At 69.5% G+C, this 17,368-nt stretch carries 10 protein-coding genes; 5 read left to right on the forward strand and 5 right to left on the reverse strand.

Annotated features, from left to right (window positions below):
• Position 1: 1 nt before the first annotated feature.
• Complete coding sequence (locus ACMW4R_RS12915; RefSeq protein ID WP_058596093.1) at positions 2 to 1,075, reverse strand: AI-2E family transporter; 1,074 nt, start codon at positions 1,073 to 1,075, stop codon at positions 2 to 4.
• 173 nt (positions 1,076 to 1,248) lie between these two features.
• Between ACMW4R_RS12915 and ACMW4R_RS12920 the strand changes: the two genes are divergently transcribed.
• Both ACMW4R_RS12920 and ACMW4R_RS12925 read left to right on the forward strand, forming a co-directional pair.
• Positions 1,249 to 3,129, forward strand: coding sequence for a glycosyl transferase (locus ACMW4R_RS12920; protein ID WP_418300104.1), 1,881 nt, complete (start codon positions 1,249 to 1,251; stop codon positions 3,127 to 3,129).
• A complete protein-coding gene (locus ACMW4R_RS12925; protein WP_058596091.1) occupies positions 3,126 to 4,067 on the forward strand; it encodes a tetratricopeptide repeat protein in 942 nt (313 codons plus the stop codon). Before ACMW4R_RS12920 ends, ACMW4R_RS12925 begins: the two co-directional genes overlap by 4 nt.
• 56 nt (positions 4,068 to 4,123) lie before the next feature.
• Here ACMW4R_RS12925 and glgB read toward each other — a convergent pair whose 3' ends face one another.
• The 3 genes from glgB to glgX all read right to left on the reverse strand — a co-directional run bounded on the left by glgB (position 4,124) and on the right by glgX (position 10,496).
• Entirely contained in the window at positions 4,124 to 6,265 is a 2,142-nt protein-coding gene (gene glgB, locus ACMW4R_RS12930; protein WP_418300105.1) for a 1,4-alpha-glucan branching protein GlgB, read from the reverse strand.
• Positions 6,262 to 8,346, reverse strand: coding sequence for a maltotransferase domain-containing protein (locus tag ACMW4R_RS12935; protein ID WP_418300106.1), 2,085 nt, complete (start codon positions 8,344 to 8,346; stop codon positions 6,262 to 6,264). The genes glgB and ACMW4R_RS12935 overlap by 4 nt, the downstream gene beginning before the upstream one ends.
• Before the next feature lie 68 nt (positions 8,347 to 8,414).
• Complete coding sequence (glgX, locus tag ACMW4R_RS12940) at positions 8,415 to 10,496, reverse strand: glycogen debranching protein GlgX (protein WP_418300107.1); 2,082 nt, start codon at positions 10,494 to 10,496, stop codon at positions 8,415 to 8,417.
• Positions 10,497 to 10,545: 49 nt separating this feature from the next.
• Between glgX and ACMW4R_RS12945 the strand changes: the two genes are divergently transcribed.
• From ACMW4R_RS12945 to ligA, 3 genes are all read left to right on the forward strand, one after another.
• Positions 10,546 to 11,730 carry a cysteine desulfurase family protein gene (locus ACMW4R_RS12945; RefSeq protein ID WP_418300108.1) on the forward strand — a complete coding sequence of 395 codons (1,185 nt, stop codon included), beginning with the start codon at positions 10,546 to 10,548 and terminating at the stop codon, positions 11,728 to 11,730.
• A 9-nt stretch (positions 11,731 to 11,739) separates the two neighbouring features.
• On the forward strand, positions 11,740 to 12,837 hold the full coding sequence (mnmA, locus tag ACMW4R_RS12950; RefSeq protein WP_081317290.1) for a tRNA 2-thiouridine(34) synthase MnmA: 1,098 nt from the start codon (positions 11,740 to 11,742) through the stop codon (positions 12,835 to 12,837).
• Positions 12,838 to 13,147: 310 nt separating this feature from the next.
• Positions 13,148 to 15,568 (forward strand): NAD-dependent DNA ligase LigA, encoded by a 2,421-nt coding sequence (gene ligA, locus ACMW4R_RS12955; protein WP_418300109.1) that lies wholly within the window; start codon positions 13,148 to 13,150, stop codon positions 15,566 to 15,568.
• Positions 15,569 to 15,643: 75 nt separating this feature from the next.
• On the opposite strand, the gene ACMW4R_RS12960 is transcribed toward ligA, so the two are convergent.
• Positions 15,644 to 17,326 (reverse strand): long-chain-fatty-acid--CoA ligase, encoded by a 1,683-nt coding sequence (locus tag ACMW4R_RS12960; protein WP_058596084.1) that lies wholly within the window; start codon positions 17,324 to 17,326, stop codon positions 15,644 to 15,646.
• Positions 17,327 to 17,368: the final 42 nt, after the last annotated feature.

A 17,368-nucleotide genomic window follows, 5' to 3' on the forward strand; every position in this document is an offset into this window, starting at 1 on the left:
GTCAGCGCTCGTTCTGGCGCGGGATGATGACCTCGCGATAGATGATCAGGATGCTGGCCGCCACCGGGATGGCGATCAGCGCACCGAGCAGGTTCAGCAGCGCTCCGCCGGCGAGCGCCGCGATGACGACGACCGCCCCCGGGACGGACACGGCGCGGTTCATGATCCGCGGTGAGATGACGTACGCCTCGATCTGCATGTACACGAGGTAGTAGATGAGGGCGATGAGAGCCATCGTCGGCGAGCCGAGACCGGGGATCAGACACGTCAGGACGATGATCGTCGAGCCGGTCAGGGTTCCCACGAGCGGGATGAGCGAGAAGAAGAACGCCACGACCGCGAGGACCGCCGGGAAGGGGGCGTTGATGATGCTCAGGAAGATCGCGCTCAGGATGCCGTTGATGACGCCCAGACTGACCTGACCCATCACGTAGTACCCCACCGAATCGGTGATCTTCTCGGCCAGCTCGATGAAGCGGGCGCGCTTGGACGCGGGCACCAGCTGGTAGACCGCCGATTTGAGGGACGGAGTGGATGCCGTGAAGTAGATCGTCAGGATCAGGACGATGAACGCGCCACCGAGTCCGGCAGCGACCGCCCCGCCGATCGTCAGGAGACTGTTGCCGACCATGGTGGAGATCGAACCCACGTCGAGCGTCGAGAACCAGTGCTGGATGCCGGCCCACACCTGATCGAGGGGGAGCCACGGCAGAGTCGACGAGGCCCAGTCCTGAGCGCCGGAGACGATCTCGTTCCACCGACCGGGCCGGAGGAGTTCCTCGACCTGTGCGACGAGCTGAGCGATCTGGCTCACGATGATCGGCACGACCATCAGGATGATGCCCGCGAAGATGCCAAGAACTCCGAGGATCGTCGCGAGGACGGCTGCCCAGCGCGGAAGCCCGCGCCGTTCGAGGAAGGAGACCACCGGGTCGAGGCCGAGCGAGAGGAACAGCGCAGTGCCCACGTAGAGGAGGATCGTCGACAGGTTCTCGACGCTGCCGATGAGCAGGAGCCCGACGCCGACACCGAGGGTCGCGAGCAGCGCCACCCGGAAGGGGTTGTGGATCTTCATGCCGGGGACTCCCGCCTCCTGCGGCCGTGGCCGCGTCCTTTCCGCAAGGATACTGAGCGCGCGGCGGTGGGGCGCGTCCAGTCCTCGCCGCGAACTTTCAGGAGTCCTCCGATAGTCTGAAACGTCGATTCTTCGGCGACCACCCGAGTCGCCGATTGAGGATGGTGCATAGCGTGAGATTCGTCTGGGCCGTGGTGGCGTTCATCATCGCCGCCGTCATGATCGGTGCGGGCATCGCCCAGCGCACCGTGTTCCAAGGGCCGGCGGAGACATCGCAGACGATCCAGACGGATCAGTCGACCGCCTACACGATGATCGACGGCGCGGTCCTCGGCAGCCTTCCGGGGGCTCAGACGCTGCGCGTCGACGGCGACTCGAATGTCTTCGTGTCCTACGGCCGCACCGAGGACATGCGAGCGTGGCTCTCGGACGCCGAGTACACGTCGGTCACGATGGGCGACCAGAACACCGTCGAGACCTCCGTCGTCGAACCGACCGTGGAGTCCACGCCCGCGGATTCGACGACCGCGACGGATGCGACCGGGGGCACGGATGCCACGGGAACGGCCGACACCACGACCGGAACGCAGACGGCCGGTGCGCGTTCACCGGCCGGTTCCGACCTCTGGCTCGACGAGTTCGAGCAGACCGGCACCCTCACCCAGACCCTGCAGCTTCCCGCCGATATGAGCGTCCTCGTCGCCTCGGACGGACAGGCGCCGGCCCCCTCCACGATCACGGTGACGTGGCCGGTCGACAACTCCACACCCTGGGCGGGCCCGCTCATCGTGGGCGGGGGAGTCGTTCTGCTGATCGGCCTCGTGCTCTACGTCCTCGGCATCCGTCATGTCCGTCGCTCGCGGCGTCCCCGTCGCAAGGGGCTTCCGCTGCCGGTCACGGAACCCATCTCGATCGCCGACGGCGAGGAGAAGGGCGTGATCAGCGAGTCGACCCGCCGCCGTGGAACCGGCCGGACACGCGGTGCGCTCGGGTCGGGTCGTCGTGCTCTCATCGCCCTCCCCGCCCTCGGGGTGTCCGCAGCGCTCTTCGCGGGCTGCTCCGCCGACGCGTGGCCGCAGATCGCCGCTTCCGATTCCCCGAGCCCGTCCGCCACGGTGATCGTGCCCGAGGGGCAGTTCCCGCCCGCGGTCACCGAGGCGCAGGCGCAGCGCATCGTGTCGAAGATCTCGCAGACGGTCGCGCAGGCCGACGCGGCGATGGACGCCACCGCCGCCGAGACACGCCTGACCGGCCCGGCGCTCGCCGAGCGCAAGACCAACTACACCCTGCGCGCAGCCATCCCCGACCGTCCGGCGCTGCCCGCCATCCCCGCGGAGCCGGTGCAGATCACGCTTCCCCAGACCACGAACGCGTGGCCGCGTACCGTGATGACCGTCGTCGAGTCCGCCGACGCGAGCGCCCCCACGACGACGATCATGATGATGACGCAGGACAACCCCTGGTCGGAGTACCGGGCCTCCTACGTCGGCAACCTCGAGGCATCGACGAACCTGCCTGAGCTCGCCGCGCCATATGTCGGCGCGACCCAGGTGCCGCCGGACTCCTCGTTCCTGGTGATGCCGCCGAACGAGCTCGCCACCGCCTACGCGGACCTCATCAACAACGGACAGAACAGCGCGTCGTGGTCGAAGTTCGACACGGCCAACGACCTGCTCCTGCCGGCGATCGAGGAGAACAAGAAGAAGCGGACCGACGAGCTCAACCAGACCGGAGCGGGCACCGCGGAGATCAGCTTCACGGCATCGGCCGGTCCCACGGATCCGATCGCGCTCGCCACCCTCGACACCGGTGCGATCGTCGCGGTGAACGTGTACGAGAGCGACACGGCGAAGCCGACCAACGCGGACGCCGTCATCAAGCTCGACAACAACCCGGCGGTCAAGGCCCTCACCGGCGTCGACCAGTCGGCGACGGGCTTCACCACCACGTACTCCGACCAGATCTTCTTCTACGTCCCGAGCCAGGGGTCGGACGATCCGATCCGTCTCCTCGGCTACCGATCCAGCCTCCTCGAAGCGAAGGTGTCCCCGTGAGCACTCCTGCCCCCGGCTCCGTCATGCGCGGTGCGGTCGATCTGTCGTCGCTGCGCAACCGTCCCACGCCGCCCGCGACGGGTGGCGCTCCCGCGCCGACCGCGGATGCGCCGGCGACGAAGCTGATCTTCGACGTGACCGACGCGTCCTTCGGAGACGTGCTCGAGCTCTCGCGGACGGTCCCGGTGGTCGTCGACCTCTGGGCGGAATGGTGCGGGCCGTGCAAGCAGCTCAGCCCGGTGCTCGAGAAGGTCGTGACCGAGCTCGGCGGTCGGGTCGTTCTTGCCAAGGTCGACGTCGACGCCAATCCTCAGCTCGCACAGGGCTTCCGCGCGCAGTCGATCCCCATGGTGGTCGCTCTCGTCGCGGGCCAGCCGGTTCCCCTCTTCACGGGCGCGGTCCCCGAACAGCAGGTGCGCGAGGTCTTCGCGCAGCTCCTGCAGCTGGCGGCGCAGCACGGCGTGACCGGAACGGTGCCGACGGGAGACGAAAGCGCGGATGCCGATGAGCCCGTCGAGGCTCCGCTGCCGCCGCTGCACGCCGAGGCGTTCGCCGCGATCGAAGAAGGCGACTATCCGCGGGCGATCTCGGCCTACGAGCGCGCTCTCGCGGAGAACCCGCGCGACGCGGAGGCCGCCGCCGGCCTCGGCCAGGTTCGTCTCCTGAACCGGGTCCAGGACGCTGACCTGCAGCAGGCCCGCGCGGCCGCCGCTGCGGCTCCCACCGACGTCGAGGCCCAGTTCCTCGTCGCCGATCTCGATCTCGCCGGCGGCCACGTCGACGATGCGTTCGGACGCCTGCTCGACCTGTTCGCAGCCCTTCCGGCGGAAGAGCGCGCTCCGGTGCGAGCGCGTCTCCTGGAGCTCTTCGGCATCGTCGGTGACGACGACGCGCGCGTCCTCCGCGCGCGAGGGCGACTGGCGTCCCTGCTCTTCTGATCATCGACGAAGGGCCCGTCCGCCGAGGACGGGCCCTTCGCCATATCGGTACCGGGTCAGGCCCCCGCGGAGTGCTGCAGCCAGAGCACCCCGAGCGGCGGCAGAGTGAGGACGGCGCTTCCGCGCGCGTCTGTCGTCACGGCGCCGAAGTTGCCCTGACCCGAGCCGCCGAAGGCTTCGGCGTCGCTGTTGAGGACCTCGGTCCACGTCCCCGCCTCGGGGAGGTCGATCGGGAAGTCGCCGAGGGGCACGCCCGAGAAGTTGCACAGCACGGCGATCGTGTTGCCGTGGTGATCGCGCCGGGCGAAGGCGAGCACGTTCGGGTTCCAGGCGGGTGCGCCCAGGCGCGAGAACGCCGCCCCGTCGTGATCGCGCGACCACAGCGGCGCGTGCTCCTTGTACACGCGGTTGAGCTCGGCCACGAAGTCGTGCAGTTGCGCGTGAGACGGCTGATCGAGCATCCACCAGTCCAGGCCGCGTCCTTCGGACCACTCGGACATCTGGCCGAACTCCTGGCCCATGAACAGCAGCTGCTTGCCGGGGTGGCCCCACATGTACGCCAGGAAAGCGCGCATGTTCGCGAGCTTCTGCCAGTGGTCTCCCGGCATCCGTCCGAAGAGGCTGCCCTTGCCGTGCACGACCTCGTCGTGGCTGATCGGAAGGATGAAGTTCTCGCTGAACGCGTAGACGAACGAGAACGACAGCTCTCCCTCGTGGTGCGAGCGGTACATCGGATCGCGCGCGATGTACTGCAGGGAGTCGTTCATCCACCCCATGTTCCACTTGAAGCCGAAACCGAGGCCGGCGTGGGACGTGGGCGCGGTGACGCCCGGGAAGCTCGTGGACTCCTCGGCGATCATCGCGATACCGGGGTAGCGCTTGTACGAGGTCGCGTTGACCTCCTGGAGGAAACGGATCGCCTCGAGGTTCTCGCGCCCGCCGAACTGGTTGGGGGCCCACTCGCCGTCGTTGCGGGAGTAGTCGAGATAGAGCATGGAGGCGACGGCATCCACTCTCAGACCATCGACGTGGAACTCCTCGAACCAGTAGAGCGCGTTCGCGACGAGGAAGTTGCGCACCTCGTTGCGGCCGTAGTCGAAGATGAGCGTGCCCCAGTCCTTGTGCTCGCCGCGGCGGGGGTCGGGGTGCTCGTAGAGCGCCTCGCCGTCGAAGCGCGCCAGGGCGAACTCGTCCTTGGGGAAGTGGCCGGGGACCCAGTCCATGATGACGCCGATGCCGGCCTGGTGCAGGCGATCGATCAGGTAGCGCAGGTCGTCGGGGTCGCCGAAGCGGCTCGTCGGGGCGTAGTAGCCCGACACCTGGTAGCCCCAGGAGCCGCCGAACGGGTGTTCGGCGAGCGGCAGGAACTCGACGTGCGTGAAGCCCTGAGCGCCGACGTAGGCGATGATCTCGTCCGCGGCGTCGCGATACGACAGCCCCTGCTTCCACGAGCCGAGGTGGAGCTCGTAGATCGACATCGGACGGTCGATCGGCGCGCTGTTCGAACGCTCCGTGATCCAGCTGTCATCCGACCAGGTATAGGTCGAATCCGTCACGACCGAAGCCGTCGCGGGCGGAACCTCGGCGAGGCGCGCCATCGGGTCGGCCTTCTGCACCCATGCGCCACTGCGCGCGAGGATCTCGAACTTGTAGCGTGCGCCGACGCCCACGCCCGGCACGAAGAGCTCCCAGATACCACTGGACCCCATGGAGCGCATCGCGCTGCCCTGACCGTCCCAGCCGTTGAAATCGCCGATCACGCGCAGCGCCCGCGCGTTGGGAGCCCAGACGGTGAAGGCGGTCCCGGAAATACCGTCGATCTCGCGCACGTGCGCTCCGAGGACACGCCACAGCTCCTCGTGTCGGCCCTCGGCGATGAGGTGCAGGTCGAGCTCGCCGACCGACGGCGGGAAGCGATAGGGATCGTCGGCGACGTGACCGACGCCGTCGTCGTAGGTCGAGCTGACGCGGTAGGCACCGGGGTGGCCGGGGACGGACGCTTCCCAGATCCCGCCCCGCACGTGCGACAGAACGGCCGTCTTGCCGTCACCGAGTTCGGCGACGACCTCCTTGGCGAGGGGGCGACGAACGCGGATCACCCACCCCTCCGCGGTCTCGTGCGCGCCGAGGACGCTGTGCGGGTCGTGGTGCGTGCCGTAGGCGACGGCATCCAGGATCTCGGCGGGAAGCGTGCTCATCGGACCTCCTTCACGTGCAGGATGTGCACGGGTTCGTCGAACGCGTCCAAGCGCACGAAGTTGTGATCGGCCCAGGTCCAGACCTGACCGGTCACGAGGTCTTCGACCTCGTAGGGGGTGCCGGGCTCGACGCCCCACACCGTGGTGTCGAGATGCACCGTGCTCTGCCGCGCCGAGTGCGGGTCGACGTTGGCGACGACGATGATCGTGTCGCTCTCGCCGGTGGGGGAGAGCGCCGCGTCGAGGTGCTTCGAGTAGACGAGGATCGCGTCGTCGTCGCTCCAGTGCACGTTGAGGTTGCGAAGCTGGCGCAGGGCGGGGTGGTCGCGCCGCACGTGATTCAGCATGCGCAGGTAGGGAGCGAGGGAATCGCCCGCCGCTTCGGCGCCCACCCAATCGCGGAACTTGTACTCGTACTTCTCGTTGTCGATGTTCTCTTCCGACCCCGGACGAGCCACGTTCTCGTAGAGCTCGTAACCGGCGTAGACGCCGTAGGTCGGCGCGGCCGTCGCCGCCAGGGCCGCGCGGATCTTGTAGGCCGGACGGCCTCCGAACTGGAGGTACTCGGTGAGGATGTCGGGGGTGTTGACGAAGAGGTTGGGGCGCAGGAAGTCGGAGGTCTCGTGCGCGAGGCCCGAGAGGAACTCCTCGAGCTCTTCCTTCGTGTTCCGCCACGTGAAGTAGGTGTAGCTCTGCTGGAACCCGGCCATGGCGAGTCCCTGCAGGGGAGCCGGGCGCGTGAACGCCTCGGCGAGGAAGACGACGTCGGGCTCTTCGGCGCTGACGGTCGCGATCAGCCACTCCCAGAACTGCAGGGGCTTGGTGTGCGGATTGTCGACGCGGAAGATGCGGACGCCCTGGGCGATCCAGTGCCGCACGATCCGCAGGACCTCGGCGCGGATGCCGTCGGGGTCGTTGTCGAAGTTGACCGGGTAGATGTCCTGGTACTTCTTCGGCGGATTCTCGGCGTAGGCGATCGAGCCGTCGGGCAGCGTCGTGAACCACTCGGGGTGCTCCGTCACCCACGGGTGGTCGGGCGAGGCCTGGAGGGCCAGGTCGAGCGCGACCTCGATGCCCTGGGCGCGTGCGGCCGAGACGAAGGCGCGGAAGTCGTCGAGAGTCCCGAGGTCGGGGTGCACGGCGTCGTGACCGCCCGCCGGACCGCCGATGGCCCACGGCGAGCCGGGGTCGCCGGGCGACGTGACGAGGGTGTTGTTCGGGCCCTTGCGGTTGCTCTCGCCGATGGGGTGGATCGGCGGCAGGTACAGCACGTCGAAGCCCATGCCGGCGACCCCCGGCAGACGGTCCGTCGCGGTGCGGAAGGTTCCGCTCACGACGGTTCCGTCTTCGGCGCGCGTCGCGCCCTCGGATCGGGGGAAGAACTCGTACCACGCGCCGACGCCGGCGCGCTCACGCTCGACGAGCAGCTCCGTCTCACGCCCCACCGAGACCAAGCCCATCACGGGCCTGGCCGCGAAGATGGCGGCGATCTCGGGGCTGCGGACGATCTCGAGGGCGACGTCATCGTGCGTGTCCGGGTCGCGCAGCGCGCGCGCTGCCTCGTACAGCACGTCCTTGTCGCTGCCGGGGCGCTTCTTCTCCCCGCGCGCGCGGTCGAACAGCCGGGCACCGATCTCGCGCATGAGAGCGGTGTCGACCCCCGCGGCGATCTTGACGTCGGCCGCGTGCTCCCACGTCGCGAACTCGTCGGCGAACGCCTCGAAGCGGAATCGCCAGATGCCCTGCTCGAGCGGAGCGACGAGCGTGGACCACCGGTCGAACCCGTCGTTCAGGGGGCTGAGCCGGTGCAGCGACTCGTCGCCGGAGGGCGAGAACAACCTCACGTGCACGCCGATGCGGTCATGCCCTTCGCGGAAGGCGGTGACCGTGAAGGGGACGGCCTCGCCGACGTACGCCGACGGGCGGAATCGTCCGCCCGGCACGCTGGGGTGGGGGAGCGCGAGCGGGATGCGCGGCGTCACCACGCCCTTCGCGGTCGGCGTCGGTTTGACCGGGCGCTCGGGAATCGAGGCGCCGCTGCGCCAGGGACGTACGGGCGTAGGAGTCGTCGTGGTGGCCACGATCCGAACCTATCGCGGCCCGCCGACCTCACGGCATCCATTCTCCCGGCCTTGACACGACGGCCCGGTTACTCGACGCGGAACAGTCTCATCGACGTTCCCGCGACGGCGAGCACATCTCCCGCGGCGAAGCGTTCGCCGTGCTCGGTCGGGGCCTCTTCCTCGCTCGACCAGAGCGAGACGAACGAGACGCCCGGCTCCAGCGTCGGCAGCGTCACGTCGGTCGCGCGCTCGTTGCCGTGCACGATGAGCAGGATGCGATTGAGTTGCTCTTCCTCAGGCGTCGAGGTCGCCAGATATTGCAGAGTCCGGTGCGACGGGTCCGTCCACCGCTCGCCCGACATGGTCTCGCCCCGCTCGTCGAACCACTCCATCACCGAGGCCGAAGGGATGCTCTCTCCCGCCCGGGCGAAACGCTTCGGGCGCAGCGCCGGGTTCTCGCGCCGCAGCTGCAGGAGGCGCTGCGTATGCGCGAACAGGTCGCGTTGCCAGGGCGCGAGGTCCCACGACAGCCACGTGAGGGTCGAGTCATGACAGTAGGCGTTGTTGTTGCCGCGTTGGGTGCGGCCCATCTCGTCGCCCGCGGTGATCATCGGGACGCCCGCCGACAGCAGGAGCGTGCCCATGAGGTTGCGCATCGCTTTGCGGCGCGTGGCGAGCACCTGTTCGTCGTCGGTGCGCCCCTCGGCACCGTGGTTGAACGAGCGGTTCGTGTCGGCGCCGTCGCGATTCTGCTCGCCGTTGCCGAGATTGTGCTTGACGTCGTACGAGACCAGGTCGCGGAGCGTGAATCCGTCGTGGGCGGTCACGAAATTGATGCTCGCGAGAGGTCCGCGCTCTTCGCTGAAGGTGTTGGACGAACCGGCGAGTCGCGTCGCGAAACCCCCGATGCCGACCGGGGCGGTATCGGCCCGGCGGGCGTAGTCGATGTCGCTCAGCCAGAAGTTGCGCACCCGATCGCGGTAGCGGTCGTTCCATTCGTGCCAGCCCTCGCCGAAGGCGCCCGTCTGCCACCCGCCCATGCCGACGTCCCACGGCTCGGCGATGAGCTTGGTCCCGGCCAGGTGCTCGTCGTCTCGGATGGCCTGCAGCAGCGGATGATCGGGCGTGAAGGAATGGTTCGCGTCGCGCCCGAGCGTCACCGCGAGGTCGAAGCGGAAGCCGTCGATCTGCACCTCGTTCGTCCAGTACCGCAACGAGTCCAGGACGAGACGCGCAGCGGCATCCGTCGACGTGTTCACCGCATTGCCGCAGCCGGTCTCGTCGATGTAGACGCCCTCGTCGGTCTGCCGGTAGTAGGAGCGGTTGTCGATGCCGCGCAGGCTCGTGCGCGGGCCGCCGATGCTCTCTTCGGCCGTGTGGTTGTAGACCACGTCGAGGATCACCTCGAGGCCGGCCTCGTGCAGGAGCTTGACCATTCCCTTGAACTCGCGCAGGACGGCCTCGGGCCCCTCGGCGCGGCTCGCGGCCGTGGCGTACGCGGCGTGCGGGGTGAAGAAGTTCAGCGAGTTGTAGCCCCAATAGTTGGTGAGGCCGAGTTGGAGCAGGCGCGGCTCGGTCGCGAACGCGTGCACGGGGAGCAGTTCGACGCTGGTGATGCCCAGCGAGTGGAAGTGCTCGATCATCGCGGGGTGCGCGAGACCGGCGTACGTGCCGTGCAGCGCGGGCGGGATGAACGGATGCCGCTTCGTCAGCCCTTTGACATGCCCCTCGTAGATGACGGTGCGGTCCATCGGCACCCGAGGCTTGGTGGACGCGCCCCAGTCGAAGGCGCCGTCGATCACCACGGAGCGCCAGTCGCCGAACGACCCGGAGACGAGTCCGCGCGAGTAGGGCTCGATGAGAAGCGTCTGCGGATTGAAGGTGTTCCCCGGCCCGTGCGGCCCCCCGACGCGGATCGCGTAGCGCGCACCCGGGCGCAGCAGGGGAGTTGTGACCTCGAACACCCCACCACCCGTCGGCGCCATCGTGAGCGTCTCGGTCGCCCAGTCGAGATCGACGTCGTCGAACACGAGGAGCTGCATCGCGTCGGCGTGAGCCGACCACACGCGCAGGGTGCCTCCGTCGGGACCGAGGGTCACGCCGAGGTCGTCGAGTGCGTCGTCGAGCAGACCGGCGTGCGGGGGAAGGACAGCCTCGGGTCGGACCATGAGATCTAGGGTAGTGAAGGCGGCGCGCGTCGTCGGGAGGGAAAGCGGGATGCAGGTCTACCTCGATCACGCAGCGACCACCCCGCTGCGCGCAGAAGCCCGGGAGGCATGGCTGGCCGCGCACGAGGTGCTGGGCAACCCGTCCTCGATCCACGGCGCCGGCCAGGCCGCCAGGCGTCTGCTCGAAGACGCCCGCGACGAGCTCGCGCGCGTTCTGCGGTGTCAACCGATCGAGATCGTCTTCACGTCCGGCGGGACGGAGGCGGCGAACCTCGCGCTGAAGGGACTGTGGTGGGCGCGCCCTCACGGGTCGGACACGGTGGTCCTCCCCGACGGGGAGCACCACGCCACGCTCGATGTCGTCGGCTGGCTCGCGTCGGCCGAGGGCGCCGACGTCCGGGCAGTCGCTCTGGACGATGCGGGACGCATCGGCACCGACGCCTTCGCCGCGGCCCTCCCCGGCGCGGCGCTCGCGACGGCGCTCGTGGCGAACAACGAGGTCGGAACGCTGCAGGATGCCGCAGGCCTGTCTTCCGCGGCATCCGCGGCCGGAGTTCCCCTTCATCTCGACGCGGTCTCGGCGCTCGGACAGGTCCCGATCGATTTCGCCGGTTGGCGGGGGACAGGCACGGCGGGCGGAGGACTTGCCGCGCTGTCGGTGTCGGCGCACAAGGTCGGCGGTCCCGTCGGTGTCGGAGCCGCCGTCGTGTCGCGCCACGCGACCCTGACGCCCCTGGTGCACGGCGGGGGACAACAGCGGGGGCTCCGCGCCGGTACCCAGGACGTCGCAGGAGCCGCCGCCTTCGCGGCGGCTGCCACCGCAGCCGAGGCCGAACGCGAAGACGAGACGCGGCGGCTGAGCGCCCTGCGCGATCGGCTGATCGACGGCATCCGTCGTTCGATTCCCGAGGCTCGGCTGCTGGGCGACCCGGTCGACCGGCTTCCGGGGAATGCGCACGTCTTGTTTCCGGATGCCGCGGGCGAGACGTTGCTGTTCCTCCTCGACATGGCGGGGGTCGCGGTTTCCACGGGATCGGCGTGCCAGGCCGGCGTGGCCGAGCCGTCTCACGTGGTCCTGGCTCTGGGGCTGGGGGAGCGCGCGGCGCGTTCGGTGCTCCGTTTCACCCTCGGGCGCACCTCGACCGCGGGAAACGTCGATGCCGTCCTCACCCTGCTTCCGGACGCCTACGCCCGGGCTGTGGCATCCGGAGCCCGTTCAGGTCACGCTTCGTAGACTGGGACGATGCGAGTTCTGGCGGCGATGAGCGGTGGCGTCGATTCCGCGGTGGCGGCGGCGCGCGCCGTCGACGCGGGCCACGACGTGGTCGGCGTGCACCTGGCGCTCTCGCGCGCCGGCGGCACGCTTCGCGCGGGGAGCCGCGGGTGCTGCACGATCGAGGACGCGATGGACGCCCGACGCGCGGCCGACAAGCTCGGGATGCCGTTCTACGTCTGGGACTTCTCGGAGCGGTTCCGCGACGACGTCATCGACGATTTCGTTGCGGAGTACCGCGCGGGTCGGACGCCCAACCCCTGCATGCGATGCAACGAGAAGATCAAGTTCGCCGCGCTCCTCGAGCGCGCGATCGAACTCGGCTTCGACGCCGTCTGCACCGGGCACTACGCCACTCTCGTCGACACGCCCGAAGGGCGGGAGCTGCACCGGGCGTCGGACAACGCCAAGGACCAGTCGTACGTCCTGGGCGTGCTGACGGCCGAGCAGCTCGCGCACACGTACTTCCCGCTGGGCTCGACCCCGTCGAAGGCGCTCGTGCGCGCCGAGGCGGAGGAGCGCGGCCTGACGGTGGCGCAGAAGCCCGACAGCCACGACATCTGCTTCATCCCCGACGGTGACACCCGCGGCTGGCTCGCCGACAAGGTCGGTGCCGAGAAGGGCGAGATCCTCGACCGTTCGGGAGCCGTGGTGGGCACCCACGACGGAGCTCACGCGTTCACCGTCGGCCAGCGCCGAGGGCTGCAGCTGGGCGTTCCCGCCGCCGACGGCAAGCCGAGGTTCGTGCTCGAGGTGCGTCCGGTGAACAACACCGTGGTGGTCGGCCCGAAGGAGGCTCTGGCCTGCGCCGAGATCGCGGGGGAGCGTTTCACGTGGGCGGGGCGCGCGCCGTCGGCGACGTCGTTCTCGTGCGACGTGCAGATCCGCGCCCACGCCGATCCGGTTCCCGCGGTCGCGACGCTCGACGGCGGGGTGTTGACCGTGCGCCCGGAGGTGCCGTTCGACGGCGTGGCCCCCGGCCAGACGGCGGTGCTGTACGACGGCACGCGCGTGATCGGGCAGTTCACGATCGACCGGACCGTGTCGGCGGTGCCGGTCGAGGTCTGAGCTCTGTCGCGGAAGGCGCGGCGCCGGGACAGGGCGGCGTCACCGCAGAACAGCCCTGCGCGCGCGGCGGGAGGGCGCTGCGCGCGGGCGGGAGGGCGTTGCGCGCGGGCGGGAGGGCGTTGCGCGCGGGCGGGAGGGCGCTGTGAGCGGGCGAGAGGGCGTTGCGCGCGGGCGGTGTGACGGGCGGAGGACGAGGGACGAGCGGAGGATTGCCGCGTCGGAATCGCCCTCCCGTCGTCCCTCGTCCTCCGCTCGACACGCTCCCGCAAGGCCCGCGCTCGATGTCGGAGGCCCTCCCTAAGCTGGATCCGTGACCGAGCACGATCAGCTTCCCGACCTCACCCTCGACGACGCGCGCACCGAGGCCGCCGACCTGGCCCAGCGCATCGTCGACGCCCGCGAGGCGTACTACGGTCGCGATGCCGAGCTCGTCGACGACGCGACCTACGACGGCTGGATGCACCGGCTCGAGGCGCTCGAGCGGCTTCATCCCGAGCTGCAGGGGCAGGACAGCCCGACGCTGTCGGTCGGTGCGGCCGGGGCCACGGATCTCGCGACGATCGAGCACGCCGAGCGCATGCTCAGTCTCGACAACGTGTTCTCGCCAGACGAACTGCGCGACTGGGCGGTCAAGACCGAAGCCGCCGCGGGGCGGAAGGTGCACTGGCTCAGCGAGCTCAAGATCGACGGCCTGGCGATCAGCCTGAGGTACGAGAACGGCGTGCTGACCTCGGCGGCGACGCGCGGCGACGGGCGCGTGGGCGAGATCGTCACCGAGAACGCGCTGCGTCTCGCGGGTGTGCCGCGCGAGCTCTCGGGAGCGGGCCATCCGGCGCTCGTGGAGGTGCGCGGAGAGGTCTTCATCCCCGTCGCGAAGTTTGAGAACCTCAACCGCCTCCAGGGGGAGTTCCGGGAGCGCGCCGTCGCTGAGGCGCGAGAGCGTGCCGCCGGTCGGCGCGGTGCGCGTGCGTTCGACGAAGAGAAGGCGGAGCAGGCTGCGGCGCGCCGGTTCCCCGCCTTCGCCAACCCGCGAAACGCGGCCAGCGGTGGCCTGCGGCAGCAGATCGAGAAGAAGAGCGGTCTCGAACTCGAAGCGGGTCTCGCGCGGATCGACTCCCTGTCACTGTACGTGCACGGGATCGGAGCGTGGCCCGATCCGCCCGTTGCGGCGCAGAGCGAGATCTACGAACTCCTCGCGTCGTGGGGACTCCCCACGTCGCCGTACAGCCGCGTCGAATCGAGCATCGACGGCGTGCTGTCGTTTGTCGCGCACTACGGCGAACACCGACACGACGTGGAGCACGAGATCGACGGCGTGGTGGTCAAGGTCGACGAACTCGCGCTGCACGACGAGCTCGGCGCGACCAGCCGTGCACCGCGGTGGGCGATCGCGTACAAGTACCCGCCCGAGCAGGTGAACACGAAGCTGCTCGACATCGTCGTCTCGGTCGGTCGCACGGGGCGCGCGACACCGTTCGCGGTGATGGAACCGGCGAGGGTCGCAGGGAGCGTGGTGCGCCAGGCCACCCTGCACAATCAGGATGTCGTCAAGGTCAAGGGCGTCCTCATCGGCGACACCGTGGTCCTGCGAAAGGCCGGCGACGTCATCCCCGAGGTGCTCGGGCCCGTCGTCGAGCTGCGCGACGGGACCGAGAGGGCATTCGTGATGCCGGCGGACTGCCCCGAGTGCGGCACGCCCCTCCGCCCCGCGAAAGAGGGCGACATCGACCTGCGGTGTCCCAACGCACGCTCGTGCCCCGCGCAGGTGCGAGGCCGCGTCGAGCACATCGGCTCGAGGGGCGCTCTCGACATCGAGGCGCTCGGTGAGGTCACGGCGGCTGCGCTCACGCAGCCGGACGTGCCCGAGCGCCCGCCGCTCGACACCGAGGCCGGATTGTTCGACCTGACCGTCGAGGAGCTGGTTCCCATCGAGGTCGTCGTCCGCGATTCGGAGACGGGCGAGCGCAAAGTCGACCCGGACACCGGAGAGCTCGTACGTCGGGCGCCGTTCCAGAAGCTCGGCCCAGCGTCGTACCCGCCCGGGACCCAAGACCTCGATCCGGCCGAGCGAAGGCGCCGCGGCATCCGCAAGGACCACCGCGAGGTGCTGCCGTCCGAGCAGGCCGTCAAGCTGGTCGCCGAGCTCGAGAAAGCCAAGACGAAAGACCTGTGGCGTCTGCTCGTCTCGCTGAACATCCGCCATGTCGGGCCCGTCGCCGCGCGGGCACTCGCTCAGTGGTTCGGATCTCTGGATGCCATCCGCGCGGCGTCGCGCGAAGAGCTCGCCGCGGTCGAGGGGGTGGGCGGCATCATCGCCGACGCCGTGATCGACTGGTTCGAGGTCGACTGGCATCGAGAGATCGTCGATCGGTGGGCGGCTGCGGGGGTGCGGTTCTCGGTGCCGGGGCACCCCGGTCCCGGGGCCGCCGCCGCGGCGGGTGGTGTTCTCGCCGGTCTCACCGTGGTCGCGACGGGTTCGCTCGACGGCTACACGCGTGAGGGGGCGCAGGAGGCGATCCTCGCCGCCGGCGGCAAAGCGGCGTCGAGCGTGTCGAAGAAGACCGACTTCGTCGCGGCGGGGCCGGGTGCCGGATCCAAGCTCGCGAAGGCCGAGGAGCTGGGGCTGCGCATCCTGGATGCCGCTCAGTTCCGCATTCTGGTCGAGCAGGGGCCCGCAGCACTCGATGGCGGTGCGCCTGAAGGCTCGGACGCGGTCGTCGACGAGCGTTAGGCCGCACGGAGGTGCGATCGGCGAGTCGGCACCGGCGACCCGCGGCAGGCGACGACGTCATCGCTCAGGCGACGATCACTCCTTCGGGAGGAGCTGCTCCCGTACCTGGCGGCGCAGCACCTTGCCGATGAGTGACTTCGGCAGTTCGTTGACGACGACGATGCGACGCGGAACCTTGTACGGCGTCAGGATGCCGCGCGCGAACGCCCGCACCGCCTCAGCGTCGATCGCGCCGGGAGTAGTCGGAACCACCGCGGCGACGACCTCCTCACCAGAGTGTTCACTCGGCAGCCCGACCACGGCCACATCGGCCACGTCGGGATGCTGGCGCAGCACGTTCTCGACCTCGGTGGGTGCGACGTTGAAACCGCCCGTGATGATCAGTTCTTTGATCCGGTCGACGATGCGGACGAACCCGGCGTCATCGATCGTGACGATGTCCCCCGTGCGGAACCACCCGTCGACGAAGACTTCGTCGGTCGCTTCGGGCTTGCCGTAATAGCCGGAGAACACCTGCGGTCCTCGGACGACGAGTTCGCCGCGTTCGACGTCGCGGCGCGGGTCGTCGGGGTCGACGACCCGGCACTCGGTTCCGGGGAGCGGAAGACCGACCGTCCCGGCGACGCGGTTGTCGGCGACGGGGTTCGCCATGAGGACGGGGGAGCACTCGCTTAGACCGTATCCCTCGACCAGGTATCCGCCCGTGGCCTTCTCGAAGGGGACGACCAGATCGTGCGGCAGCGCCATCGCGCCGGAGATCGCCACGTCGGTGCCGTGGAGCGAGATGCCCTTCGCCTGCGCCGCGGCGAGGAGCCGCTCCGCGATCGGCGGAACCAGGGGCAGGAAGGTCGCGGGGTGCTTCTTCGTCACAGCCAGGACCAGATCGGGATCGAACTTGGGGAACAGCACCAGTCGCGCTCCCATCGACATGGCGAACGTGAGGCACAGAGTGAGCCCGTAGGCGTGGAACATCGGCAGGACGGCATAGACAACGCACCCTTCGCCCCGCACGATCTGCGGCACCCACGCGCGCGCTTGCGCGGCGTTGGCGAGGAGATTTGCGTGCGTCAGCATGGCACCCTTGGGGGTACCGGTGGTGCCGCTCGTGTACTGGATGATCGCCAGGTCGGCCGACGAGGGACGCGGGTGCGCCTCGGGCAGCGGCGAGTGACGCACGAGGTCGGCCCAGGGGGTGGCGTCCCGCGTCTTCTCGGTGAGTGCCGCCCGCGACTCTCGGGCCTTCGCGATCGGGAGGCGCAGCGCCAGGCGCATGCGGAACGGCATCGCTTCTGTCACGTCGACCGACACGAGCGTCGTCAGCCGCAGGTCCGCGGGGAAGTCCTGCACCGTGCGCACGACCTTGCTCCAGACGATGGCGTGCTTCGCGCCGTGGTCTTCGAACTGCTTCCGCAGCTCGCGAGCGGTGTAGAGCGGGTTGTGCTCGACGACGACGGCGCCGAGCCGCAGGACGGCGTAGAACGCCACGATGTGCTGCGGGCAGTTCGGGAGCACGATCGCCACCGGGTCGCCGGCGCGCACGCCGTGAGCAGCCAGCGCGCCTGCGACGCGCGCGATCTCGGCGGACATCTCGGCGTACGTCGTCTCTCGTCCGAAGAACTGGAGCGCCGGAGCGTCGGGATAGTCGCGGGCCGAGGCATCGACGATGTCGACGAGCGACCCGGTCTGGGGCTCGAGGTCTTCGGGAACGCCGGCGGCGTAGCTGTGGGTCCAGGGACGGGGCGGATCGAAGCTGGTCACCCGGCCAGCCTAGGGCGAGGCATGTCGCGCGGGGCGTCGTTC

Source organism: Microbacterium sp. S1037 (assembly GCF_048381605.1).
In the GTDB taxonomy this organism is placed as follows: Bacteria; Actinomycetota; Actinomycetes; order Actinomycetales; family Microbacteriaceae; genus Microbacterium; species Microbacterium testaceum_B.